This window comes from uncultured Leifsonia sp., from assembly GCF_945957465.1.
GTDB lineage: Bacteria > Actinomycetota > Actinomycetes > Actinomycetales > Microbacteriaceae > Leifsonia.
Window position 1 is genome coordinate 1 of sequence record NZ_CAMFLC010000031.1, and the last position, 16,802, is coordinate 16,802.

Annotated in this window: 18 protein-coding genes; 5 read left to right on the forward strand and 13 right to left on the reverse strand. The window is 69.7% G+C overall.

The window, feature by feature from the left end; genetic code table 11:
• On the forward strand, positions 1-413 hold a 413-nt coding region (locus tag Q0Q23_RS13590; RefSeq protein WP_295124796.1), incomplete at its 5' end, for a class I SAM-dependent methyltransferase.
• Positions 414-489: 76 nt separating this feature from the next.
• Here Q0Q23_RS13590 and dapF read toward each other — a convergent pair.
• The 13 genes from dapF to dapA all read right to left on the reverse strand — a co-directional run bounded on the left by dapF (position 490) and on the right by dapA (position 14,282).
• Positions 490-1,368, reverse strand: coding sequence for a diaminopimelate epimerase (gene dapF, locus Q0Q23_RS13595; protein ID WP_295124813.1), 879 nt, complete (start codon positions 1,366-1,368; stop codon positions 490-492).
• Positions 1,369-1,370: 2 nt separating this feature from the next.
• Complete coding sequence (gene miaA / locus Q0Q23_RS13600) at positions 1,371-2,264, reverse strand: tRNA (adenosine(37)-N6)-dimethylallyltransferase MiaA (protein WP_295124925.1); 894 nt, start codon at positions 2,262-2,264, stop codon at positions 1,371-1,373.
• Positions 2,265-2,329: 65 nt separating this feature from the next.
• Positions 2,330-3,937 (reverse strand): tRNA (N6-isopentenyl adenosine(37)-C2)-methylthiotransferase MiaB, encoded by a 1,608-nt coding sequence (miaB, locus tag Q0Q23_RS13605; RefSeq protein WP_295124816.1) that lies wholly within the window; start codon positions 3,935-3,937, stop codon positions 2,330-2,332.
• Positions 3,938-3,994: 57 nt separating this feature from the next.
• Complete coding sequence (locus Q0Q23_RS13610) at positions 3,995-4,513, reverse strand: regulatory protein RecX (RefSeq protein ID WP_295124819.1); 519 nt, start codon at positions 4,511-4,513, stop codon at positions 3,995-3,997.
• Positions 4,514-4,932: 419 nt separating this feature from the next.
• The gene (recA, locus tag Q0Q23_RS13615; protein WP_295124822.1) at positions 4,933-6,006 is read right to left on the reverse strand and encodes a recombinase RecA; all 1,074 of its coding nucleotides are present in this window, start codon (positions 6,004-6,006) and stop codon (positions 4,933-4,935) included.
• 162 nt (positions 6,007-6,168) lie between these two features.
• Positions 6,169-6,393 (reverse strand): DUF3046 domain-containing protein, encoded by a 225-nt coding sequence (locus tag Q0Q23_RS13620; protein ID WP_295124825.1) that lies wholly within the window; start codon positions 6,391-6,393, stop codon positions 6,169-6,171.
• 67 nt (positions 6,394-6,460) lie between these two features.
• Positions 6,461-6,772: a helix-turn-helix domain-containing protein gene (locus tag Q0Q23_RS13625; RefSeq protein WP_055915450.1), complete on the reverse strand. Its 312-nt coding sequence runs from the start codon at positions 6,770-6,772 to the stop codon at positions 6,461-6,463.
• A gap of 184 nt (positions 6,773-6,956) precedes the next feature.
• Entirely contained in the window at positions 6,957-7,442 is a 486-nt protein-coding gene (locus Q0Q23_RS13630) for a CinA family protein (protein WP_295124927.1), read from the reverse strand.
• Positions 7,443-7,461: 19 nt separating this feature from the next.
• Entirely contained in the window at positions 7,462-8,085 is a 624-nt protein-coding gene (gene pgsA / locus Q0Q23_RS13635; protein ID WP_295124830.1) for a CDP-diacylglycerol--glycerol-3-phosphate 3-phosphatidyltransferase, read from the reverse strand.
• Between the two features lie 5 nt (positions 8,086-8,090).
• On the reverse strand, positions 8,091-10,868 hold the full coding sequence (locus Q0Q23_RS13640) for a DNA translocase FtsK (protein WP_295124833.1): 2,778 nt from the start codon (positions 10,866-10,868) through the stop codon (positions 8,091-8,093).
• A gap of 131 nt (positions 10,869-10,999) precedes the next feature.
• Positions 11,000-11,491, reverse strand: coding sequence for a GNAT family N-acetyltransferase (locus Q0Q23_RS13645; protein ID WP_295124836.1), 492 nt, complete (start codon positions 11,489-11,491; stop codon positions 11,000-11,002).
• Positions 11,492-11,553: 62 nt separating this feature from the next.
• A complete protein-coding gene (locus Q0Q23_RS13650) occupies positions 11,554-13,230 on the reverse strand; it encodes a ribonuclease J (RefSeq protein ID WP_295124839.1) in 1,677 nt (558 codons plus the stop codon).
• Positions 13,231-13,304: 74 nt separating this feature from the next.
• Entirely contained in the window at positions 13,305-14,282 is a 978-nt protein-coding gene (dapA, locus tag Q0Q23_RS13655; protein ID WP_295124842.1) for a 4-hydroxy-tetrahydrodipicolinate synthase, read from the reverse strand.
• 120 nt (positions 14,283-14,402) lie between these two features.
• Here dapA and Q0Q23_RS13660 point away from each other — a divergent pair, with 120 nt between their 5' ends.
• The 4 genes from Q0Q23_RS13660 (at position 14,403) to Q0Q23_RS13675 (ending at position 16,800) form a co-directional block, all read left to right on the forward strand.
• Positions 14,403-14,828: a thioredoxin family protein gene (locus Q0Q23_RS13660; RefSeq protein WP_295124845.1), complete on the forward strand. Its 426-nt coding sequence runs from the start codon at positions 14,403-14,405 to the stop codon at positions 14,826-14,828.
• A gap of 2 nt (positions 14,829-14,830) precedes the next feature.
• Positions 14,831-15,352 carry a DUF4395 domain-containing protein gene (locus Q0Q23_RS13665; protein WP_295124848.1) on the forward strand — a complete coding sequence of 174 codons (522 nt, stop codon included), beginning with the start codon at positions 14,831-14,833 and terminating at the stop codon, positions 15,350-15,352.
• Positions 15,353-15,477: 125 nt separating this feature from the next.
• Positions 15,478-15,903 carry an OsmC family peroxiredoxin gene (locus Q0Q23_RS13670; protein WP_295124851.1) on the forward strand — a complete coding sequence of 142 codons (426 nt, stop codon included), beginning with the start codon at positions 15,478-15,480 and terminating at the stop codon, positions 15,901-15,903.
• A gap of 3 nt (positions 15,904-15,906) precedes the next feature.
• Positions 15,907-16,800 (forward strand): TIGR01777 family oxidoreductase, encoded by an 894-nt coding sequence (locus Q0Q23_RS13675; protein ID WP_295124854.1) that lies wholly within the window; start codon positions 15,907-15,909, stop codon positions 16,798-16,800.
• Positions 16,801-16,802 lie beyond the last annotated feature (2 nt).

The window sequence follows — 16,802 nt, forward strand, 5'->3', positions numbered from 1 at the left end:
GCTGCGGCTGGGGGCCCCTGGCTCTCACACTTGCTCTCGAATCCCCTCATGCGACCGTCTGGGCGGTCGACGTCAATACCCGAGCGCTCGACGTGGTGCGCAGGAACGCGCAGAAGCTCGGTCTCACGAATATAAACCCTGTGACCCCGGATGATGTTCCCGAGTCCGTGGAATTCACCACGATCTGGTCCAATCCGCCCATCCGCGTGGGCAAGAACGAGCTCCACGACATCCTGCAGCGCTGGCTGCCGCGGCTGGAGCCGGGCTCGGATGCCTGGCTCGTCGTGCAGCGCAACCTCGGCAGCGACTCCCTGCAGCGCTGGATCCAGGCGACGATGCCCGAGCTGACCACCACGCGCCAGGCGATCTCGAAGGGCTACCGGGTGCTCCGGAGCCGCCGGCCGGGGCAGTAGGCGGCCAACCGCGCGGCAGTCGTCCATCGGCGCAGGAGTCGTTCACCGGCGCAGCGGGCTCCGACCGGCGCAGCGCTCAGGCGAGCTCGATGGTGCCGGTGTAGACGAGCTCGGCCGGACCGGAGAGGGCGACGTGCTCGCCGTCCTCCGTCGCGAACATGCGGACGCCGACGGTGCCGCCCGGCACCTCCACGCGCCACTGGTCGGGAGCACCCTCCCCTGCCCAGTAGCGCACTGCCAGCGCGGCTGCTGCCGCGCCCGTGCCGCACGACAGCGTCTCGCCGCTCCCGCGCTCGTGCACACGCATCCGGATGCGTCCGATGCCGTCGCTCACGAGCGGCTCGCGCGGCACGACGAACTCGACGTTCGCCCCGTTCTCGGGCTGCGGTTCGATGTGCGGGATGTAGGAGAGGTCGGCCGCCTCCAGCTCCGACTCATCGGCGACCGCGACGACGACGTGCGGGTTGCCGAGGTCGAGGCCGAGCCCGGGCCGGGCGACGGGAAGCTCCTTCGCGCGCACGAGGGGCTCGCTGCCGTCGAGCGCCCAGCGTCCGAGGTCCACCTGGAATCCGGTGAGGTTGCGTTGCACGTCGCGGACGCCGGAGCGGGTGCCGATCGGGAGGGTGTCGCCGTCGGCGAGCTCCGCCAGGCCGGACTCGAGCAGATAGCGCACGTAGACGCGGATCCCGTTGCCGCACATCTCGGCGAGGGAGCCGTCTGCGTTGTAGTAATCCATGAACCACTCGGCCGCGTCGTCCTCGGCGAGGGCCTCCGCGCCCTCGGGGAGGTGCGTCGAGCGCACCGCGCGGATCACGCCGTCGGCGCCGACGCCGAAGTGGCGGTCGCAGATGGCCGCGATCTGCGACGCGGAAAGCGGTAGCCGCCCGTCCGGGTCGGAGTAGAGCACGAAGTCGTTGCCGGTCCCCTGACCCTTGGTGAAACGGAGCGTCGCCATCCTCACAGCCTATCGAGTGCCGAGCGGGTGAGTTGCGGGTCGTCGTAGTCGAGCCAGTGGAGGTCGGCGTAGCGCTTGAACCAGCTGACCTGGCGCCGGGCGTACCGGCGCGTCAGCTGCTGGGTCGCCGCGATGGCCTCCGACCGGTTCATCTCGCCGTTCACCTCGGCGAGGGCCTGCGCGTACCCGATCGCTCGCCGCGCGGTCACCCCGCGTTCGAGCCCGAGCGGGATCAGACCCCGGACCTCGTCGGGCAGGCCGTCGCGCCACATGCGTTCGACGCGTTCGTCCAGCCGCCGCACGAGCTCCTCGCGCGGCGCGGCGAGACCGAGCAGCACCGTCGGTCGCCAGAACTGCGGCGCCTCCGGCAGCGACCCGCTCACCGGCATTCCGGTGAGCTCTGCGACTTCGAGCGCGCGGACGATGCGCCGCCCGTTGGCCGATCCGATGCGCTGCGCCGCGTCCGGATCGAGCTCGGCCAGGCGCCGGAACAGCATCCCGGGCCCCTCTGCGAGGAGCTCGGCCTCGAGGCGCGCGCGCAGCTCCGGGTCGGTGGCCGGGAACCGGAAGTCGAACAGCACGCTCGACACGTAGAGCCCGGACCCGCCCACCAGGATCGGCGTGGCGCCGCGGGCGACGATCTCGTCGATGACACGTCGCGCCTCGGGCTGGTACCGGGCGACGGTGGCTTCGTCCGTCACTTCGAGCACGTCGAAGAGATGGTGAGGCACGCCGCGCCATTCGGAGGCCGGCAGCTTGGCCGTGCCGATGTCCATGCCCCGGTAGAGCTGCATGGCGTCCGCGTTGACCACTTCGGCCGCGCGCCCGCGCTCCCGCACTGCTTCGGCGAGGGACAGGGAGAGTTCGGTCTTGCCCGTCCCGGTGGCGCCGACGATGGCGACGACGCCCGCGGGGGCGCTTCCGGATTCCCGGCGCGGTTCGGTCTCCGGCCCGCCCGCGCTCAGCGCTGGCCGTCCGACGGGTCGTAGATCGGCATCGTGCCCACGCCGGGCGACGTGAGCGGCTCGCGCACGCGCAGTGTCGGGAGGCCGAGGGAGACCGGGCCGGCGCCCGAACCGGCCGCCGTGCCGTGGGCGGGAACCGCGCACGACTCGGCCTCCGCGCGGTCCCAGGCATCCCCCGCGCGCGTGCGGCGGATCGTCAGCGGGGCGCCGTCGGCGCTGTCGGCGATCAGGTGGTGCGGGGCGGCCTGGGTGACCCGCACGGTGACGACGTCGCCGGGGCGGGGCGTCTCGGAGCCGGCCGGGAGCTCGAAGTGGACGAGGCGACTGTCACGGGCGCGCCCGCTGAGGCGGTGCGTGTCGGCGTCTTTGCGGCCTTCACCGTTGGCGACGAGGAGTTCGACCTCGCGTCCGACGAGACGTTCGTTCTCTTCGAGCGAGATGCGCTCCTGCAGAGCGATCAGGCGGTCGTACCGGTCCTGGACGACCTCCTTGGGCACCTGGTCGGCCATCTCGGCCGCGGGCGTCCCTGGGCGGATGGAGTACTGGAACGTGAAGGCCGAGGCGAAGCGCGCCTGCTCCACGACGCGCATGGTCTCCTGGAAGTCTTCTTCGGTCTCGCCGGGGAATCCCACGATGATGTCCGTGCTGATGGCGGCGTCGGGCAGCTTTGCGCGCACGCGGTCGAGGATGCCGAGGAACTTCTCGGAGCGGTACGAGCGCCGCATCGACCGGAGGATGCGGTCGGAACCGGACTGCAGGGGCATGTGCAGCTGCGGCATCACGTTCGGCGTCTCGGCCATCGCGTCGATGACGTCGTCGGTGAAGGCGGCCGGATGCGGGCTCGTGAACCGGATGCGCTCCAGCCCCTCGATACCGCCAGCCGCCCGCAGCAGCTTGCTGAACGCCTGACGGTCGCCGAACTCCACACCGTAGGAGTTGACGTTCTGACCGAGCAGCGTGACCTCGATGGCGCCGTCGTCGACCAGCGCGCCGATCTCGGCGAGGATGTCGCCCGGGCGACGGTCCTTCTCTTTGCCGCGCAGCGACGGCACGATGCAGAACGTGCAGGTGTTGTTGCAGCCGACGGAGATGGAGACCCAGCCGGAGTAGGACGAGTCACGCTTGGTCGGCAGCGTCGAGGGGAACGTCTCGAGCGCTTCGAGGATCTCGATCTCGGCGGCGTCGTTGTGACGCGCGCGCTCGAGCAGGCCGGGGAGCGAACCCATGTTGTGCGTCCCGAACACGACGTCGACCCACGGCGCCTTCTCGAGGATGACGTTCTTGTCCTTCTGGGCCAGGCAGCCGCCGACCGCGATCTGCATGCCCGCGTGCCTGCGCTTGATGCCGGCGAGGTGCCCGAGGTTGCCGTAGAGCTTGTTGTCGGCGTTCTCGCGCACGGCGCAGGTGTTGATGACGACGACGTCGGCTTCCTCACCAGCGGCAGGGACGTAGCCCGCCGCTTCCAGCGAGCCGCTGAGACGCTCGGAGTCGTGCACGTTCATCTGGCAGCCGAAGGTGCGCACCTCGTACGTACGGGCGCGGCCGCTCTCCGACACGGCGGCCGGGGACGGCGAGAAGGTTCGGGGGTGCTCGACGGTGCTCATGATGCGTACGATTCTACGTTCGATAGGGATCGGGAATCGACCGACCTCGACCGGCGATCACTGGAACCGGACGCCGCCGCGCCGCCCTCGCGCTGCGAACGCCGCGTCCATCGCCTGGCGCACGACCGACGAGTCGTATCCCTTGCGGGCCAGGAAGCCGTGCAACCGCCTGCGCGCCGTCTCATCGTCGTAGGAGGCCAGCTGACCGATCCGCTTGACGGCCAGCTCCGTCGCACGGTGGAGCTCGTCTTCGTCGGCGATGTCGGCGAGCGCATCCTCGATCAGCTCCGGCGCGATGTGCCGTCGCTTGAGATCGAGTTCGATCGCGGAACGCCCGAGGCCCTTGCGGCTGTGCTGCGTGAACGCCAGGGTCGCCGCAAGCGACGCGTCGTCGATCACGCCCATCGCTTCGAGCCGGTCGAGCTCGGGTGCGAACACCTCCGGCGCGATCTCGCGCTTGGTGAGCAGCTGCTCGAGCTCCCACCGCGACATGCCCCGACGCGCGAGCTGCCGAATGGTGAGCGCCGTCGTCTTGCGGGTGAGCCGCTCGGTCTCCTCATCTTCGACCTCTGCCACGCGCTGTGACGCGAGCTCGGACGCTCGGTCCGGATCGTTCGCCCAGGTGTTGTTCCACCGTTCCGTCTGCTCGACGGCCGAAGACGCGGACGGCTCGTCGGAGCCCTCGCCATGAACAGGCCGGGCATCAGTCGAGCGGCCACGAGACGGGTGAGCACGAGACGACGAGGCACGCTGCCCCGCGTCCGGCAGTTCTGCTACGGGCCGGGCGGCGGCGGCGAGCCTTCCCGGGCGTCGCTCCGGTGACGCTCCTCCACGGCGCAGAGGTGTCACCGGAGCAAGATGCTCGCTCGCCCTGGCCGCATCGGTGACCTGTTCGCCGTTCCCCGCGTCAGCACCCGAGTGCGGTTCGGAGGGAAACCTCACGACCATGACGTCGGCCTCCTCGACAGTGTCGGACGTTCAGCAGCGATGACGGCTCACGCACCCTTGCGGGCCTGTAGCTTCTCCTCCAGCGAGTCGACCGTTGCAGCGGGCGTGGCCGCGGCATTCGGATCGGCGATGACACCCAGCTTGATCAGGATCTTGTTCTCGATCTCCGCCGCGATGTCCGGGTTCGCGATGAGGAAGTTGCGGGAGTTCTCTTTGCCCTGGCCGAGCTGGTCGCCCTCATAGGTGTACCAGGCACCCGACTTCTTCACGAGGCCGTGCTCCACACCGAAGTCGAGCAGGCTGCCCTCGCGAGAGATGCCGACGCCGTAGAGGATGTCGAACTCCGCCTGCTTGAAGGGCGGGGCCATCTTGTTCTTGACGACCTTGACGCGCGTACGGTTTCCGACCGCGTCGGTGCCGTCTTTCAGGGTCTCGATGCGTCGGATGTCGAGGCGGACGGACGCATAGAACTTGAGCGCCTTTCCACCGGCGGTGGTCTCGGGGCTGCCGAAGAAGACGCCGACCTTCTCACGCAGCTGGTTGATGAAGATCATCGTGGTGTTGGTGGAGCTCAGCGCACCGGTCAGCTTGCGGAGGGCCTGCGACATGAGGCGGGCCTGGAGGCCGACGTGCGCGTCACCCATCTCGCCCTCGATCTCGGCGCGCGGCACGAGCGCGGCGACGGAGTCGATCACGATCAGGTCGATCGAGCCGGAGCGGACCAGCATGTCGGCGATCTCGAGCGCCTGCTCACCGGTATCGGGCTGCGACACGAGGAGGGCGTCGATGTCGACGCCGAGCTTGCGGGCGTACTCCGGGTCGAGCGCGTGCTCGGCGTCGATGAACGCCGCGATGCCGCCGGCCCGCTGGGCGTTCGCGATGGCGTGGAGGGTCAGCGTCGTCTTGCCGGACGACTCCGGACCATAGATCTCGACGATGCGGCCACGCGGGAGGCCGCCGATGCCCAGAGCGACATCGAGTGCGATCGACCCGGTGGGGACGACCTCGACGGGGGCACGCTCGTCGCTGCCCAGTCGCATGACCGAGCCCTTGCCGAACTGACGGTCGATCTGGGCGAGTGCGGTCTCGAGGGCCTTCTCGCGGTCTGCGGGTGATGGCATTGCGGTTCTCCTTCTGGGCTTCGCTGACGAGTTCGACTGTATGGTCGACCGCCGACACTCCGGGTGCCGGCCGTCTGATTCGTGGACAACTCGTTTTCGATTGCCGCTGTGAAGGAGTCTACGCAGATCCGAACATATCTTCGAGCGATTCCAATCGGCGTGTCATCGCTTCGGCGCCGGCTTTCCCGCGCCGTACCAGTGCGACTGCGGGACCCCGGTCTCCCGGCACAGGGCGATCCACACCTCGCGCGGGGCAATGCCGGAGCTGAGGGCCTGCTGCGCGGTGCGGCCGCCCAGTTCACCGAGGACGAGGTCGGAGAGCAGCGCCTGTCCATAGCCGGAGCCGAACTCGTCGACGACGGCGCGCTGGAACTCGCTGAGCTTCATGGATTCACCTTAAACGAACGACGCCCCGCATCGTGCGGGGCGCCCCTCGGTGTTTGTCGTTGGTCGTTCAGCGGGCGACGAGGTTGGCGTCGAGCGCGGAAACGAAGTCGTCCGGGATGGTGTCGGGGATGACGGGCTCGAGGCCCTCGAGAACCGCGATGCGGTCGCCGACCTCGCGCATGATCACCGAGACCGGGGTCTCCAGCGCGTCGGCCACCGACGCGAGGATCTCGCTCGAGGCCTCCTTCTGGCCTCGCTCGACCTCGCTCAGATAACCGAGGGCGACACTCGCCTTGCTCGCGACCTGGCGTAGTGTGCGGCCCTTCTGCAGGCGGAAGTCCCTGAGCACGTCGCCGATTTCCTGACGTACAAGAATCATTTCGGAGCCTCCTTCTTCTACCCTGCCGACGAATCGAATGGATGCCAACTGTACCGCATCCATGTGAGTCACGATATCCGCGACGACTGGGCTTTTGTTGTTAATGCAGTCACCTGTAACGAGACTGCAACACGGCCTATTCCCCGGGCCGATCAGGGGCGGAGCCACTCGTTCGGAGGCGCGGTCAGAGGCCGCCGAGGCCCAGCTCGACGGCGAGTTCGAGCACCGCCCTGGCGACGGTCTGGGCGCGGATCGACTGCCGGTCGCCGCCGAGGTGCAGCTCGACGGCGTGCACACCGGACGCCGAAGCGATGCCGATGAAGACCGTGCCCACGGCGCGGCCTCCCTGGGGGTCGGGCCCGGCCACCCCCGTCGTCGAGACGCCGAGGTCCGCTGCTCGACCCCCGACGGCGAGACGCGCCCTCGCACCGGCGGCCAACTGGCGGGCGACCTCGGGATGCACCGGACCCTCCCGCTCGAGGAGCGCGGAATCCACGCCGAGCAGGGAGTGCTTGAGCTCGGTCGCGTAGACCACCGCTCCACCCAGCACGACGGCGGACGCTCCGGGAACGCGGGTGAGCTCCGCGGTGAGCCCCCCGCCGGTGAGCGACTCCGCCGTGGCGAGCGTGAGGCCGCGGTCGGCCAGCGCGCGCACGGTGCGGAACGTCAGGTCGGCGGCGGCGACGTCGTCAGGACCCGGCACGCGTGGCCCTCCTGCCGCGATACGCCTGCCAGAGGTAGTCGAATCCGGTCACGACCGTCAGCACGACGGCGGCGGTCATCAGGATGCCGTTCACCCAGAAGATCCAGTCGCCGAAGATGGTCCACAGCGGGAACAGCGCGAACGAGATGGCCACGGACTGGACGATCGTCTTGATCTTGCCTCCGCGCGACGCTGCGATCACGCCCTGCCGGATGACCACGAATCGGTAGACGGTGATCCCGATCTCGCGCACCAGGATCACGATGGTGACCCACCACGGCAGCTCGCCCAGGATCGACAGCGAGACCAGTGCCCCGCCGGTCAAGACTTTGTCGGCGATCGGGTCGAGCAGCTTGCCGAGGTCGGTGACCAGGTTGTTGCGGCGGGCGATCGCGCCGTCGACGCCGTCCGTCGCGATCGCGATGACGAACAGCACGGCGGCCGTCCACCGCAGCGGACCGTCGGCGCCGCCGTCGGCGAGCAGCATCCAGATGAAGATCGGCGCCAGGAGGATCCGCACCACCGTGATGAGGTTGGGCACGTTCCAGTTGCTCGCGCGGTTCGCGCTGCCGCCCGCCGCGGCAGGCGGGGGCGCGTCGGGTACCGACATCGCGGTCACTCCCTGCCGGTCAGCTGCCAGGCGTCCTCGTCCGAGTCGCCGTCCACCTCAGGATAGCCCTCGGTCATCTCGGCGACAGGGTCGGCCCCGTAGCGGTCGCTGTCGTCGGCCGGGACGGCCGCCGCGGCAGTGGGCGCGGGGGCGGCCGGTCGGGCGGGCGGCTCCTCCCCGCGAAGTCGCGCGAGGACCTGCGGCAGCTGCTCGGCCGTGACGAGAACGTCGCGCGCCTTGGAGCCCTCCGACGGGCCGACGATCTCGCGGGACTCCAGGAGGTCCATGAGCCGACCGGCCTTGGCGAAGCCGACGCGCAGCTTGCGCTGGAGCATCGAGGTCGAGCCGAACTGCGACGAGACGACGAGCTCGGCCGCCGCGAGCAGCAGCTCGAGGTCGTCGCCGATGTCGGAGTCGATCTGCTTCTTCTCGGCGCCGGCGGTGACATCCTGCCGGTACTCCGGCCGCGCCTGCCGCGTCACGTGATCGACGACCTTCTGGATCTCGTCCTCGTTGACCCAGGCTCCCTGCACGCGCAGCGCCTTCGAGGCTCCCATCGGCATGAAGAGCCCGTCGCCCTGACCGATCAGCTTGTCGGCACCGGGCTGGTCGAGGATGACCCGGGAGTCGGTGACGCTGGTGACGGCGAACGCGAGCCGCGAGGGCACGTTCGCCTTGATCAAACCGGTGACCACATCGACGGACGGCCGCTGTGTGGCGAGAACCAGATGGATGCCGGACGCGCGGGCCAGCTGGGTGATGCGCACGATCGAGTCCTCCACGTCACGCGGAGCGACCATCATGAGGTCGGCCAGCTCGTCGACGACGACAAGCAGGTACGGGTACGGCTTGAGCTTGCGCTCGCTGCCCTCGGGGAGCACGATCTCGTTGTTGACGACGGCCTTGTTGAAATCGTCGATGTGGCGGAAGCCGAAGCTCGCCAGGTCGTCGTAGCGCATGTCCATCTCTTTGACGACCCACTGGAGGGCCTCCGCGGCCTTCTTCGGGTTCGTGATGATGGGCGTGATGAGGTGGGGTACGCCGCCGTAGATCGTGAGCTCCACCCGCTTCGGGTCGATCAGGACCATGCGGACGTCGGACGGCTTGGCACGCATCAGCAGGCTGGTGATCATCGAGTTGACGAAACTCGACTTGCCCGATCCGGTGGCTCCGGCGACCAGGAGGTGGGGCATCTTGGCCAGGTTGGCGACGACGAAGCCGCCGCCGACGTCCTTGCCCACCCCGATCGTCATGGGGTGGGTGCTCTTGGCCGCTGCGGGCGACCGGAGGATGTCGCCGAGGGAGACGATCTCGCGGTCGCTGTTGGGGATCTCGACACCGATAGCGCTCTTTCCCGGGATGGGTGAGAGGATGCGGACTTCGTTGCTCGCGACCGCATAAGAGAGGTTCTTGCTGAGCGCGGTGACGCGCTCCACCTTGACGCCCGGGCCGAGCTCGATCTCGTACTGCGTCACCGTCGGGCCGCGGGAGTACCCGGTGACCTTGGCATCGACGCCGAACTGGGTGAGCACCTCCGTGATCGCGGCGACGATCTCCTCGTTCGCGTTGGAACGCACCTTGGCGGGCGTACCCGCGGAGAGCATCGACGCCGACGGCAGGTTGTACGGCGCGGTCGGCTGCGGGGTGTCGTCGACCGCCACCGATTCGTCGAAGTCGTCGGCCCCGGCGTGGAAGCCGGGCAGAACGGCGGGAGCCGTCGGCGCGGCCGCAGCGGTCGGAGGGGCCTCGCCGGTGAAGGCCTGCAGAGCGGTCTCGGCGTTCGCGAGTTCCCCGAGGACCTCGGTGTTGTAGTGGTCGCTCGCCGGGTCGGGCTCGAGCGCGGTCGCGAACTCGCCCTTGCCGCGCGCCGGAGCGCCGAAGACCTCGGTGAGGTCGGCCGGCGCCTCGTAGTCGGGGTCCTCCTCGCGCTGCGACTTGTTACGTCGCCACCACGGCAGATTGGTCTCGTGCGCGTCGTCCTCGTCGTCGATCCCGTCGAGCTCGACCTGCTTGGTCTTCGCCTCCTTGGCGGCCTCCTTGGCCTCCTGGCGCTCCTCGTCGGTGGCCAGCTGAGCGCCGAACAGGTAGGCGTACAGTTCGCGGACGCGCGCGGGCAGCTTGTTCGGCGGTGTCTTGGTGATGATGAAGAGGCTGAGGACGAGCAGCAGGATGACCACCGCGCCCGCACCGACCGGCGTGATCAGCCAGGACAGCGGGGCGGCGATGAGCCAGCCGAGCACGCCTCCGGCCTGTGCGAGCGACGCCATGCCGTCGCTCGGCGACGGGTGCTGGCTGAACAGGTGGCAGAGCCCGGAGACCATCAGCAGCAGGAGTCCCAGGCCGATGCCGATGCGCGTGTTGTCGTGCACCGACGACGGATGCCGGAACAGCCACGCGGCGAAGATCACCATGACCACCGGAAGCGCGAAAGCGACGCGACCGAACAGCATGCCGAAGGTGTAGGCGTCCAGCATTCGGGCGATCTTGTCGTTGATCAGGAACCACTCCACCACGGCCCCGGCGATCGCCAGCAGCACGAGGAAGAAGGGGAAGCCGTCACGACGTTCTTCTTTGGCGAGCTTCTCGGGCCCGAGCGCCCGGAACAGTCCGCCCGTGAGGTGCGCCAGCCCCATCCAGGCGCGCACAAGAGGGCTCGGCGCGTCTGCGGCGGCCGGGTAGGCGACCGTCTTCTGGGTGGCGGTCTTGGCAGCCGGCTTGCGCGCGCTCGAGCCGTCGCGCCCGGAGTTCCGGGAACGCGGAGTCGACTTGGTGCTCGTAGCCATAGGCTCAACGGTACTTCGCACGTCCGTCGGTGGGCGTTTCACGCGCCTGGAACGGAGAAAATCGCGCTCTGACCGCGCCTGTGGAGGAGTCGCCTCCCCGGATGCGCCGGCCGGCGGATGAGCCCGCCCCCTCAGCGGACCGCGCGCACCATCGTGTCCGCGATGAGCCGCGACTCCACCGTCACGTACCCTTCGCTGACATAGAGGCGCTGGGCGAAGTTGCGGCGGTCCACGCTCAGACTCAGGCGGGCGGCGCCGGAGGCCGCGGCCGTCCGGGCGATCTCCTGGAGCAGGGCGCGGCCGACCCCCTGTGCGCGCCACTGCGGGTTCACGCCGAGCGTGATTTCGGGGACGCCCGCGGCGACGAATCCGCTGCCCGGCGCGTTCGGCGGGAACAGGCGCGCCCAGCATGCACCGACGGCGGAGCCGTGGGAGTCGACCGCCACGCAGCCGAAGTCGCCCGGGCGCTTCCACCCTGCGATGTACCGCAGCACCGTGGGATCTTCCAGTACCGCGACACGAGGCCGGGCACGCGATGCGTTCCAGTTCGCGGCCTCCACCAGCATGTCGGAGAGGATGCGCGCATCTTCGCCGTTCGCCGGACGGATGTGGAACGCGGTCATGGATGCACGCTACCCGCCGGCGTGTTTCCGGCGGGTAACGGCTTCGCCCGTTCCGGGCGCGATCACGCCTCGATGACGAGCGGGACGATCATCGGGCGCCGGCGGTAGCTGGTGTTCACCCAGCGGCCGACGGTGCGGCGGACGACCTGCGAGAGCGAGTGGGAGTCGCGCACGCCGTTGTGAGCGGCGTCGGCCAGGGCCGCGGCGATCTTGGGCTTGACGTCGTCGAAGATCGCGTCGTCCTCCGCGAAGCCGCGCGCATGGATCTCCGGACCGGTGACGATCGTGCCGCTGGCGGCCTCCACGACGACGATGATCGAGATGAAGCCCTCCTCACCCAGGATCCTGCGGTCTTTGAGGTCGGCGTCCGTGATCTCGCCCACGCTCGAGCCGTCGACGTAGACGAAGCCCAGGTCGAGCTGACCGACGATGCGGGCGACGCCGTCACGCAGGTCGACGACCGAGCCGTCCTCGGCGATGATCGTGTTCTCCTCGGGCACGCCGGTGTCCATCGCGAGTCGCGCGTTGGCCACCAGGTGGCGGTACTCGCCGTGCACCGGCATCACGTTGCGCGGCTTCAGGATGTTGTAGCAGTAGAGCAGCTCGCCCGCCGCGGCGTGACCGGAGACGTGCACCTTGGCGTTGCCCTTGTGGACGACGTTGGCGCCGAGCTTGGTGAGGCCGTCGATCACGCGGTACACGGCGTTCTCGTTGCCCGGGATGAGACTGGAGGCGAGGATGACGGTGTCGCCGTGGCCCACCTCGATCTGGTGGTCGAGGTTCGCCATGCGGGCCAGCACGGCCATCGGCTCGCCCTGCGAGCCCGTCGACATGTAGACGATCTCGTCGTCGGGAAGGTCGGCGGCCTTCTTGTAGTCGATGAGCACGCCCTCGGGCACCTTGAGGTAGCCGAGCTCGGCGGCGATGGTCATGTTGCGCACCATCGAACGGCCGAGCAGCGCGACGCGGCGGCCGTTCGCCGCGGCTGCGTCGAGGACCTGCTGGACGCGGTGGACGTGGCTCGAGAAGCTGGCCACGATCACCCGGCGCGGCGCCCGGGCGATCACGGTGTCGAGCACCGGGCCGATCGACCGCTCGAGAGGAGTGAACCCCGGGACGTCGGCGTTGGTGGAGTCGGCCATGAACAGGTCGACGCCCTTCTCACCCAGCCGCGCGAAAGCACGCAGGTCGGTGATGCGGTCGTCGAGCGGCAGCTGGTCCATCTTGAAGTCGCCCGTGTGCAGCACGGTGCCGGCCGGCGTCGTGATGGCGACGGCGAGCGCGTCGGGGATGGAGTGGTTGACTGCGACGAACTCGAGGTCGAACGGGCCCAGCTGCTCGGTGCGCCCCTCTTTGACTGTGAGCGTGTACGGCTGGATGCGGTGCTCCTTGAGCTTGGCCTCCACCAGCGCCAGAGTCAGGCCGGACCCGATCAGCGGGATGTCCTGACGGAGCTTGAGCAGGTACGGCACCGCGCCGATGTGGTCCTCGTGGCCGTGCGTCAGCACGACGCCGAGAACGTCGTCGAGCCGGTCGCGGACCGGGGCGAAGTCGGGGAGGATCAGGTCGACGCCCGGCTGGTCCTGCTCGGGGAAGAGCACCCCGCAGTCGACGATCAGGAGTTTGCCTTCGTACTCGAAGACGGTCATGTTGCGGCCGATCTCGCCGAGGCCGCCGGTGGGGATGATACGCAAAGTTCCCGGTTCGAGTGCGGGCGGTTCGGAGACGAGGTTGGGCATGTGCCCTCCAATTCAGTTTTTCTGACGTGCGTCCGGGCGCGTGCCCGGGGTGGTACCGACCGCTCGACGCGGCCCTAGCGTGTGGTCCCGGCGATCTTCGGCAGGGCGCCGCCGGCGGCGGCGTTGCGATCGGGCCGGAAGTTGGAGAAGTCGACACCGGGGATGTCGCGGACGAGGTCGAGCTCGTCTTCGATCTGAGCGGCCTCCCACTCCTCGGGGCCGACGAGCGGCAACCGCACCCGCGGGCTCGAGATGCGGCCGAGACCGTGGAGGATGTACTTGGCCGCGACCGTGCCGGGCACGTGGGTCATCACGGCGCGCACGAGCGGTTCGAGCTTCCGATGGGCGGCGGTCGCGGTCGCGAGGTCGCCGGCGTTGACCGCGTCGACGATCTGGCGGTACGGCGTCGCGGCGATGTTGGCGGTGACGCCGATCAGGCCCGTGGCGCCGATCGCGAGGTGCGGGAGCACATTGGCGTCGTCGCCCGAGAAGTACATCAGATCGGTCTGGTTGAGCACCCGGCTGACTTCGCTGAAGTCGCCCTTGGCGTCTTTGATCGCCCGCACGTTGGGGTGCTTTGCGATGCGCAGGATGGTCTCGTACTTGATGGGGATACCGGTGCGGCCGGGGATGTCGTAAAGGATCACCGGCAGGTCGGTGGAGTCGGCGATCATCCGGAAGTGCGTCAGCACGCCCGCCTGGGTCGGCTTGTTGTAGTACGGGGTGACGATCATCACGCCGTCGGCACCGGCCTTCTCGCTCTGCTTGTAGAGCTGGATGGCGTGGGCGGTCTCGTTGGAGCCGCCGCCGGTGATGATCTTGGCGCGACCGCCCGCGACCTCTTTGCCGACCTCGACCAGGCGCAGCTTCTCGGGGTCGGTCAGGGTGGAGGTCTCCCCCGTCGTGCCGGTGACCACGATGCCGTCGGCGCCCGCCACGATGACGTCGTCGATGTGCTTCTCCACGCCGGCCCAGTCGACCTCGCCATCGGCGGTGAACGGCGTGACCAGGGCGACGAGCACCTGGCCGAAGGGGTTCGCGGGAGCTGCCATGGCACCAAGGCTATCGGGTCGGACGGGGCCGCCGCCTCCCCCGGCGCCTGCCGCGGCGTCGTCATCTTCGGACACATTCGCTGCGCCCCGCCCGGCCGCGCGCGTATCGTCGCGATCACCATGACTGCTCCGGCCGCCCTCCTCACCGTCTTCGCGCTCGTCGCGGTGGCGACCGTGCTCGGGCTGGTGTGGAAGACGCGGAACGGCCGGCTCCGCGCCGTCGACGGCGCCGTGCGCCTCGCGGCCGGCGACCTCGGCGCCGCACGACTGGGCCCGCGCGCGACGCTCGTGCAGTTCTCCACCGCGTTCTGCGCTCAGTGCCCGGCGACCGGGCGCGTGCTGGCCGGCGTCGCCGCAGAGCAGGCCGGCGTCGACCACCTGGACATCGACCTCACCGCGCGCCCGGAGCTCGCACGCCGATTCGACGTGCTGCAGACACCGACGACCCTGCTCGTGGACGGCGCAGGGCGCGTCCGCGGCCGGATCTCCGGCGCCGCGCGCCCGGCCGCCGTCCGCGACGCCCTCGACCTCATCCTCACGGAGTGACCATGTCAGCGAATCCCGACCCCGGCACGACACCGCGCACGGAACCGCAACCCCACGGTCGCGGCGACCGGGTCGGCGTCGACCCCCGCTCCCCCCGCTTCGGCGCCGGCATCACCGCGGTGCTCCTGCTGGCGGACCTCTTCCTCGCCCTCACGGGTGCGACGGCGGCCGCGGCAGTGCTGCTGCTGGTCATCGCACTCCTCTTCGCGTGGGGCGCCTTCGCCGGCGTGCGGCGCCACCCCTACGGCGCGCTCTACCGCGTCGCCGTCCGCCCGAGGCTGGCCCCGCCCGCCGAACTGGAGGACCCGGCCCCGCCGACGTTCGCCCAGGGCGTCGGGCTGTTCGTCACCGGCCTCGGGCTCGTGCTCTTCGCGTCCGGGGTGACGATCGCTCTGCCGATCGCGGCCGCCCTCGCCTTCGTGGCGGCGTTCCTGAACGCGGTCTTCGGTTACTGCCTGGGCTGCCAGCTGTACCTCCTGCTGGTGCGGGCCGGGCTCATCCGGAGGCCCGCGACCGCGGCCTGACTGCGCCAAACCGGGAATCCACCGAGCGCACCTCGGCCTGTCGGAGGCCGCCAGTAGTCTGGTCGAACCCCGCTCCCCCGATCTCACGGGAAACTCGTGCGCGGGGAGAAGGAGAAAGAGGTCTCATGGCAGTAACCAGCGAATCCACCACGGTTTGGACCGGCGACCTGAAGTCGGGTTCCGGCACGGTCTCCCTCGACTCGTCCGGCGCCGCGACCCTCGCGGTGAACTGGAAGGCCCGCTCGGAAGGCGGAGCCGAGACCTCCACGCCGGAGGAGTTGCTGGGAGCCGCTCACTCCGCGTGTTTCTCGATGGCGTTCTCGAACGTGCTCGCGACCTTCGGCACCCCGCCTGAGAGCATCCGGACCACTGCTGCCGTCACGTTCGACCCGTCGCAGGGCATCACCGGGAGCCACCTCCTCGTCGAGGCCACCGTGCCGGGGCTCACGGAGGGCGACTTCCAGCGTCTCGCCGATGAGGCGAAGCGCACCTGCCCGGTCTCGCGCGCGCTGGTCGGCATCCCGATCACGATCGAAGCCACGCTGGCCTGACCGATGCGCGTGCTCGTCGCCGGTGCGTCCGGCCTGATCGGCACCGAGCTCGTCCGCCGGCTCCGGGCGGAGGGCCACGACGTCCTCCGCCTGGTGCGGCGCGAGCCGCAGGGCTCGGACGAGCGCACCTGGTCGCCGTCGACGCGAACCGTCGAGGTCGGCCTGTTCGACGACACGGACGCCGTGGTGAACCTCTCCGGAGCATCGCTCAACCGGCTGCCGTGGACCGCGGCGCATCGCCGGCGCATCCTGTCATCGCGACTGGAGGCGACGGGCACGCTCGCGGAGGCGATGCGGCAGGCGGCGTCGCCTCCTTCCGTCTTCATCAGCGGGTCGGCGGTCGGCTACTACGGCGACCGGCCGGGGCAGACACTCACCGAAGACTCGGCGAAAGGCACGGGCTTCCTCTCGGACGTCGTCGACGCCTGGGAGACGGCCGCCCACCTCGCGCCGGCGCAGACGCGCGTGGTGACGGTGCGCACGGGCGTCGTCATCGGCCCGGGAGGCGCGATGGCACCCCTCCTGCCGCTCGCGAAAGCCGGACTCGTCGGCCCGATCGCCGGAGGACACCAGCACTGGCCGTGGGTCAGTCTCCGCGATGAAGCCGCCGCGATCACGCACCTGCTCGACTCGACGCTGTCCGGTCCGGTCAACGTGGTCGGCCCCCAGCCGGCAACGTCCGGCGAGGTCTTGCGCGCGCTGAGCACTGCGCTGCACCGGCCCTACGGTCTTCCGCTTCCCCGAGCGGTCGTGTCCCTGGGTCTCGGCGAAGCGGGCCGCGAACTGCTGCTCGCCGACCAGCGGGTGCTGCCGCAGCGACTGCTCGATGACGGCTTCGAGTTCCACGACGCCACTGTGCAGGAGGCGATGGCCCAACTGGTCGCGACCACGAGCTGACC

Excerpts from the sequence above, each read along its gene's own strand:
- Q0Q23_RS13665 (WP_295124848.1), top strand. The coding sequence starts at position 14,831 with ATGTCAGCGAATCCCGACCCCGGCACGACACCGCGCACGGAACCGCAA.
- recA (WP_295124822.1), bottom strand. The coding sequence starts at position 6,006 with ATGCCATCACCCGCAGACCGCGAGAAGGCCCTCGAGACCGCACTCGCC.
- Q0Q23_RS13660 (WP_295124845.1), top strand. The coding sequence starts at position 14,403 with ATGACTGCTCCGGCCGCCCTCCTCACCGTCTTCGCGCTCGTCGCGGTG.
- Q0Q23_RS13670 (WP_295124851.1), top strand. The coding sequence starts at position 15,478 with ATGGCAGTAACCAGCGAATCCACCACGGTTTGGACCGGCGACCTGAAG.
- pgsA (WP_295124830.1), bottom strand. The coding sequence starts at position 8,085 with ATGTCGGTACCCGACGCGCCCCCGCCTGCCGCGGCGGGCGGCAGCGCG.
- Q0Q23_RS13640 (WP_295124833.1), bottom strand. The coding sequence starts at position 10,868 with ATGGCTACGAGCACCAAGTCGACTCCGCGTTCCCGGAACTCCGGGCGC.
- Q0Q23_RS13620 (WP_295124825.1), bottom strand. The coding sequence starts at position 6,393 with ATGAAGCTCAGCGAGTTCCAGCGCGCCGTCGTCGACGAGTTCGGCTCC.
- Q0Q23_RS13645 (WP_295124836.1), bottom strand. The coding sequence starts at position 11,491 with ATGACCGCGTTCCACATCCGTCCGGCGAACGGCGAAGATGCGCGCATC.
- dapA (WP_295124842.1), bottom strand. The coding sequence starts at position 14,282 with ATGGCAGCTCCCGCGAACCCCTTCGGCCAGGTGCTCGTCGCCCTGGTC.
- Q0Q23_RS13625 (WP_055915450.1), bottom strand. The coding sequence starts at position 6,772 with ATGATTCTTGTACGTCAGGAAATCGGCGACGTGCTCAGGGACTTCCGC.
- Q0Q23_RS13650 (WP_295124839.1), bottom strand. The coding sequence starts at position 13,230 with ATGCCCAACCTCGTCTCCGAACCGCCCGCACTCGAACCGGGAACTTTG.
- Q0Q23_RS13675 (WP_295124854.1), top strand. The coding sequence starts at position 15,907 with ATGCGCGTGCTCGTCGCCGGTGCGTCCGGCCTGATCGGCACCGAGCTC.
- dapF (WP_295124813.1), bottom strand. The coding sequence starts at position 1,368 with ATGGCGACGCTCCGTTTCACCAAGGGTCAGGGGACCGGCAACGACTTC.
- miaB (WP_295124816.1), bottom strand. The coding sequence starts at position 3,937 with ATGAGCACCGTCGAGCACCCCCGAACCTTCTCGCCGTCCCCGGCCGCC.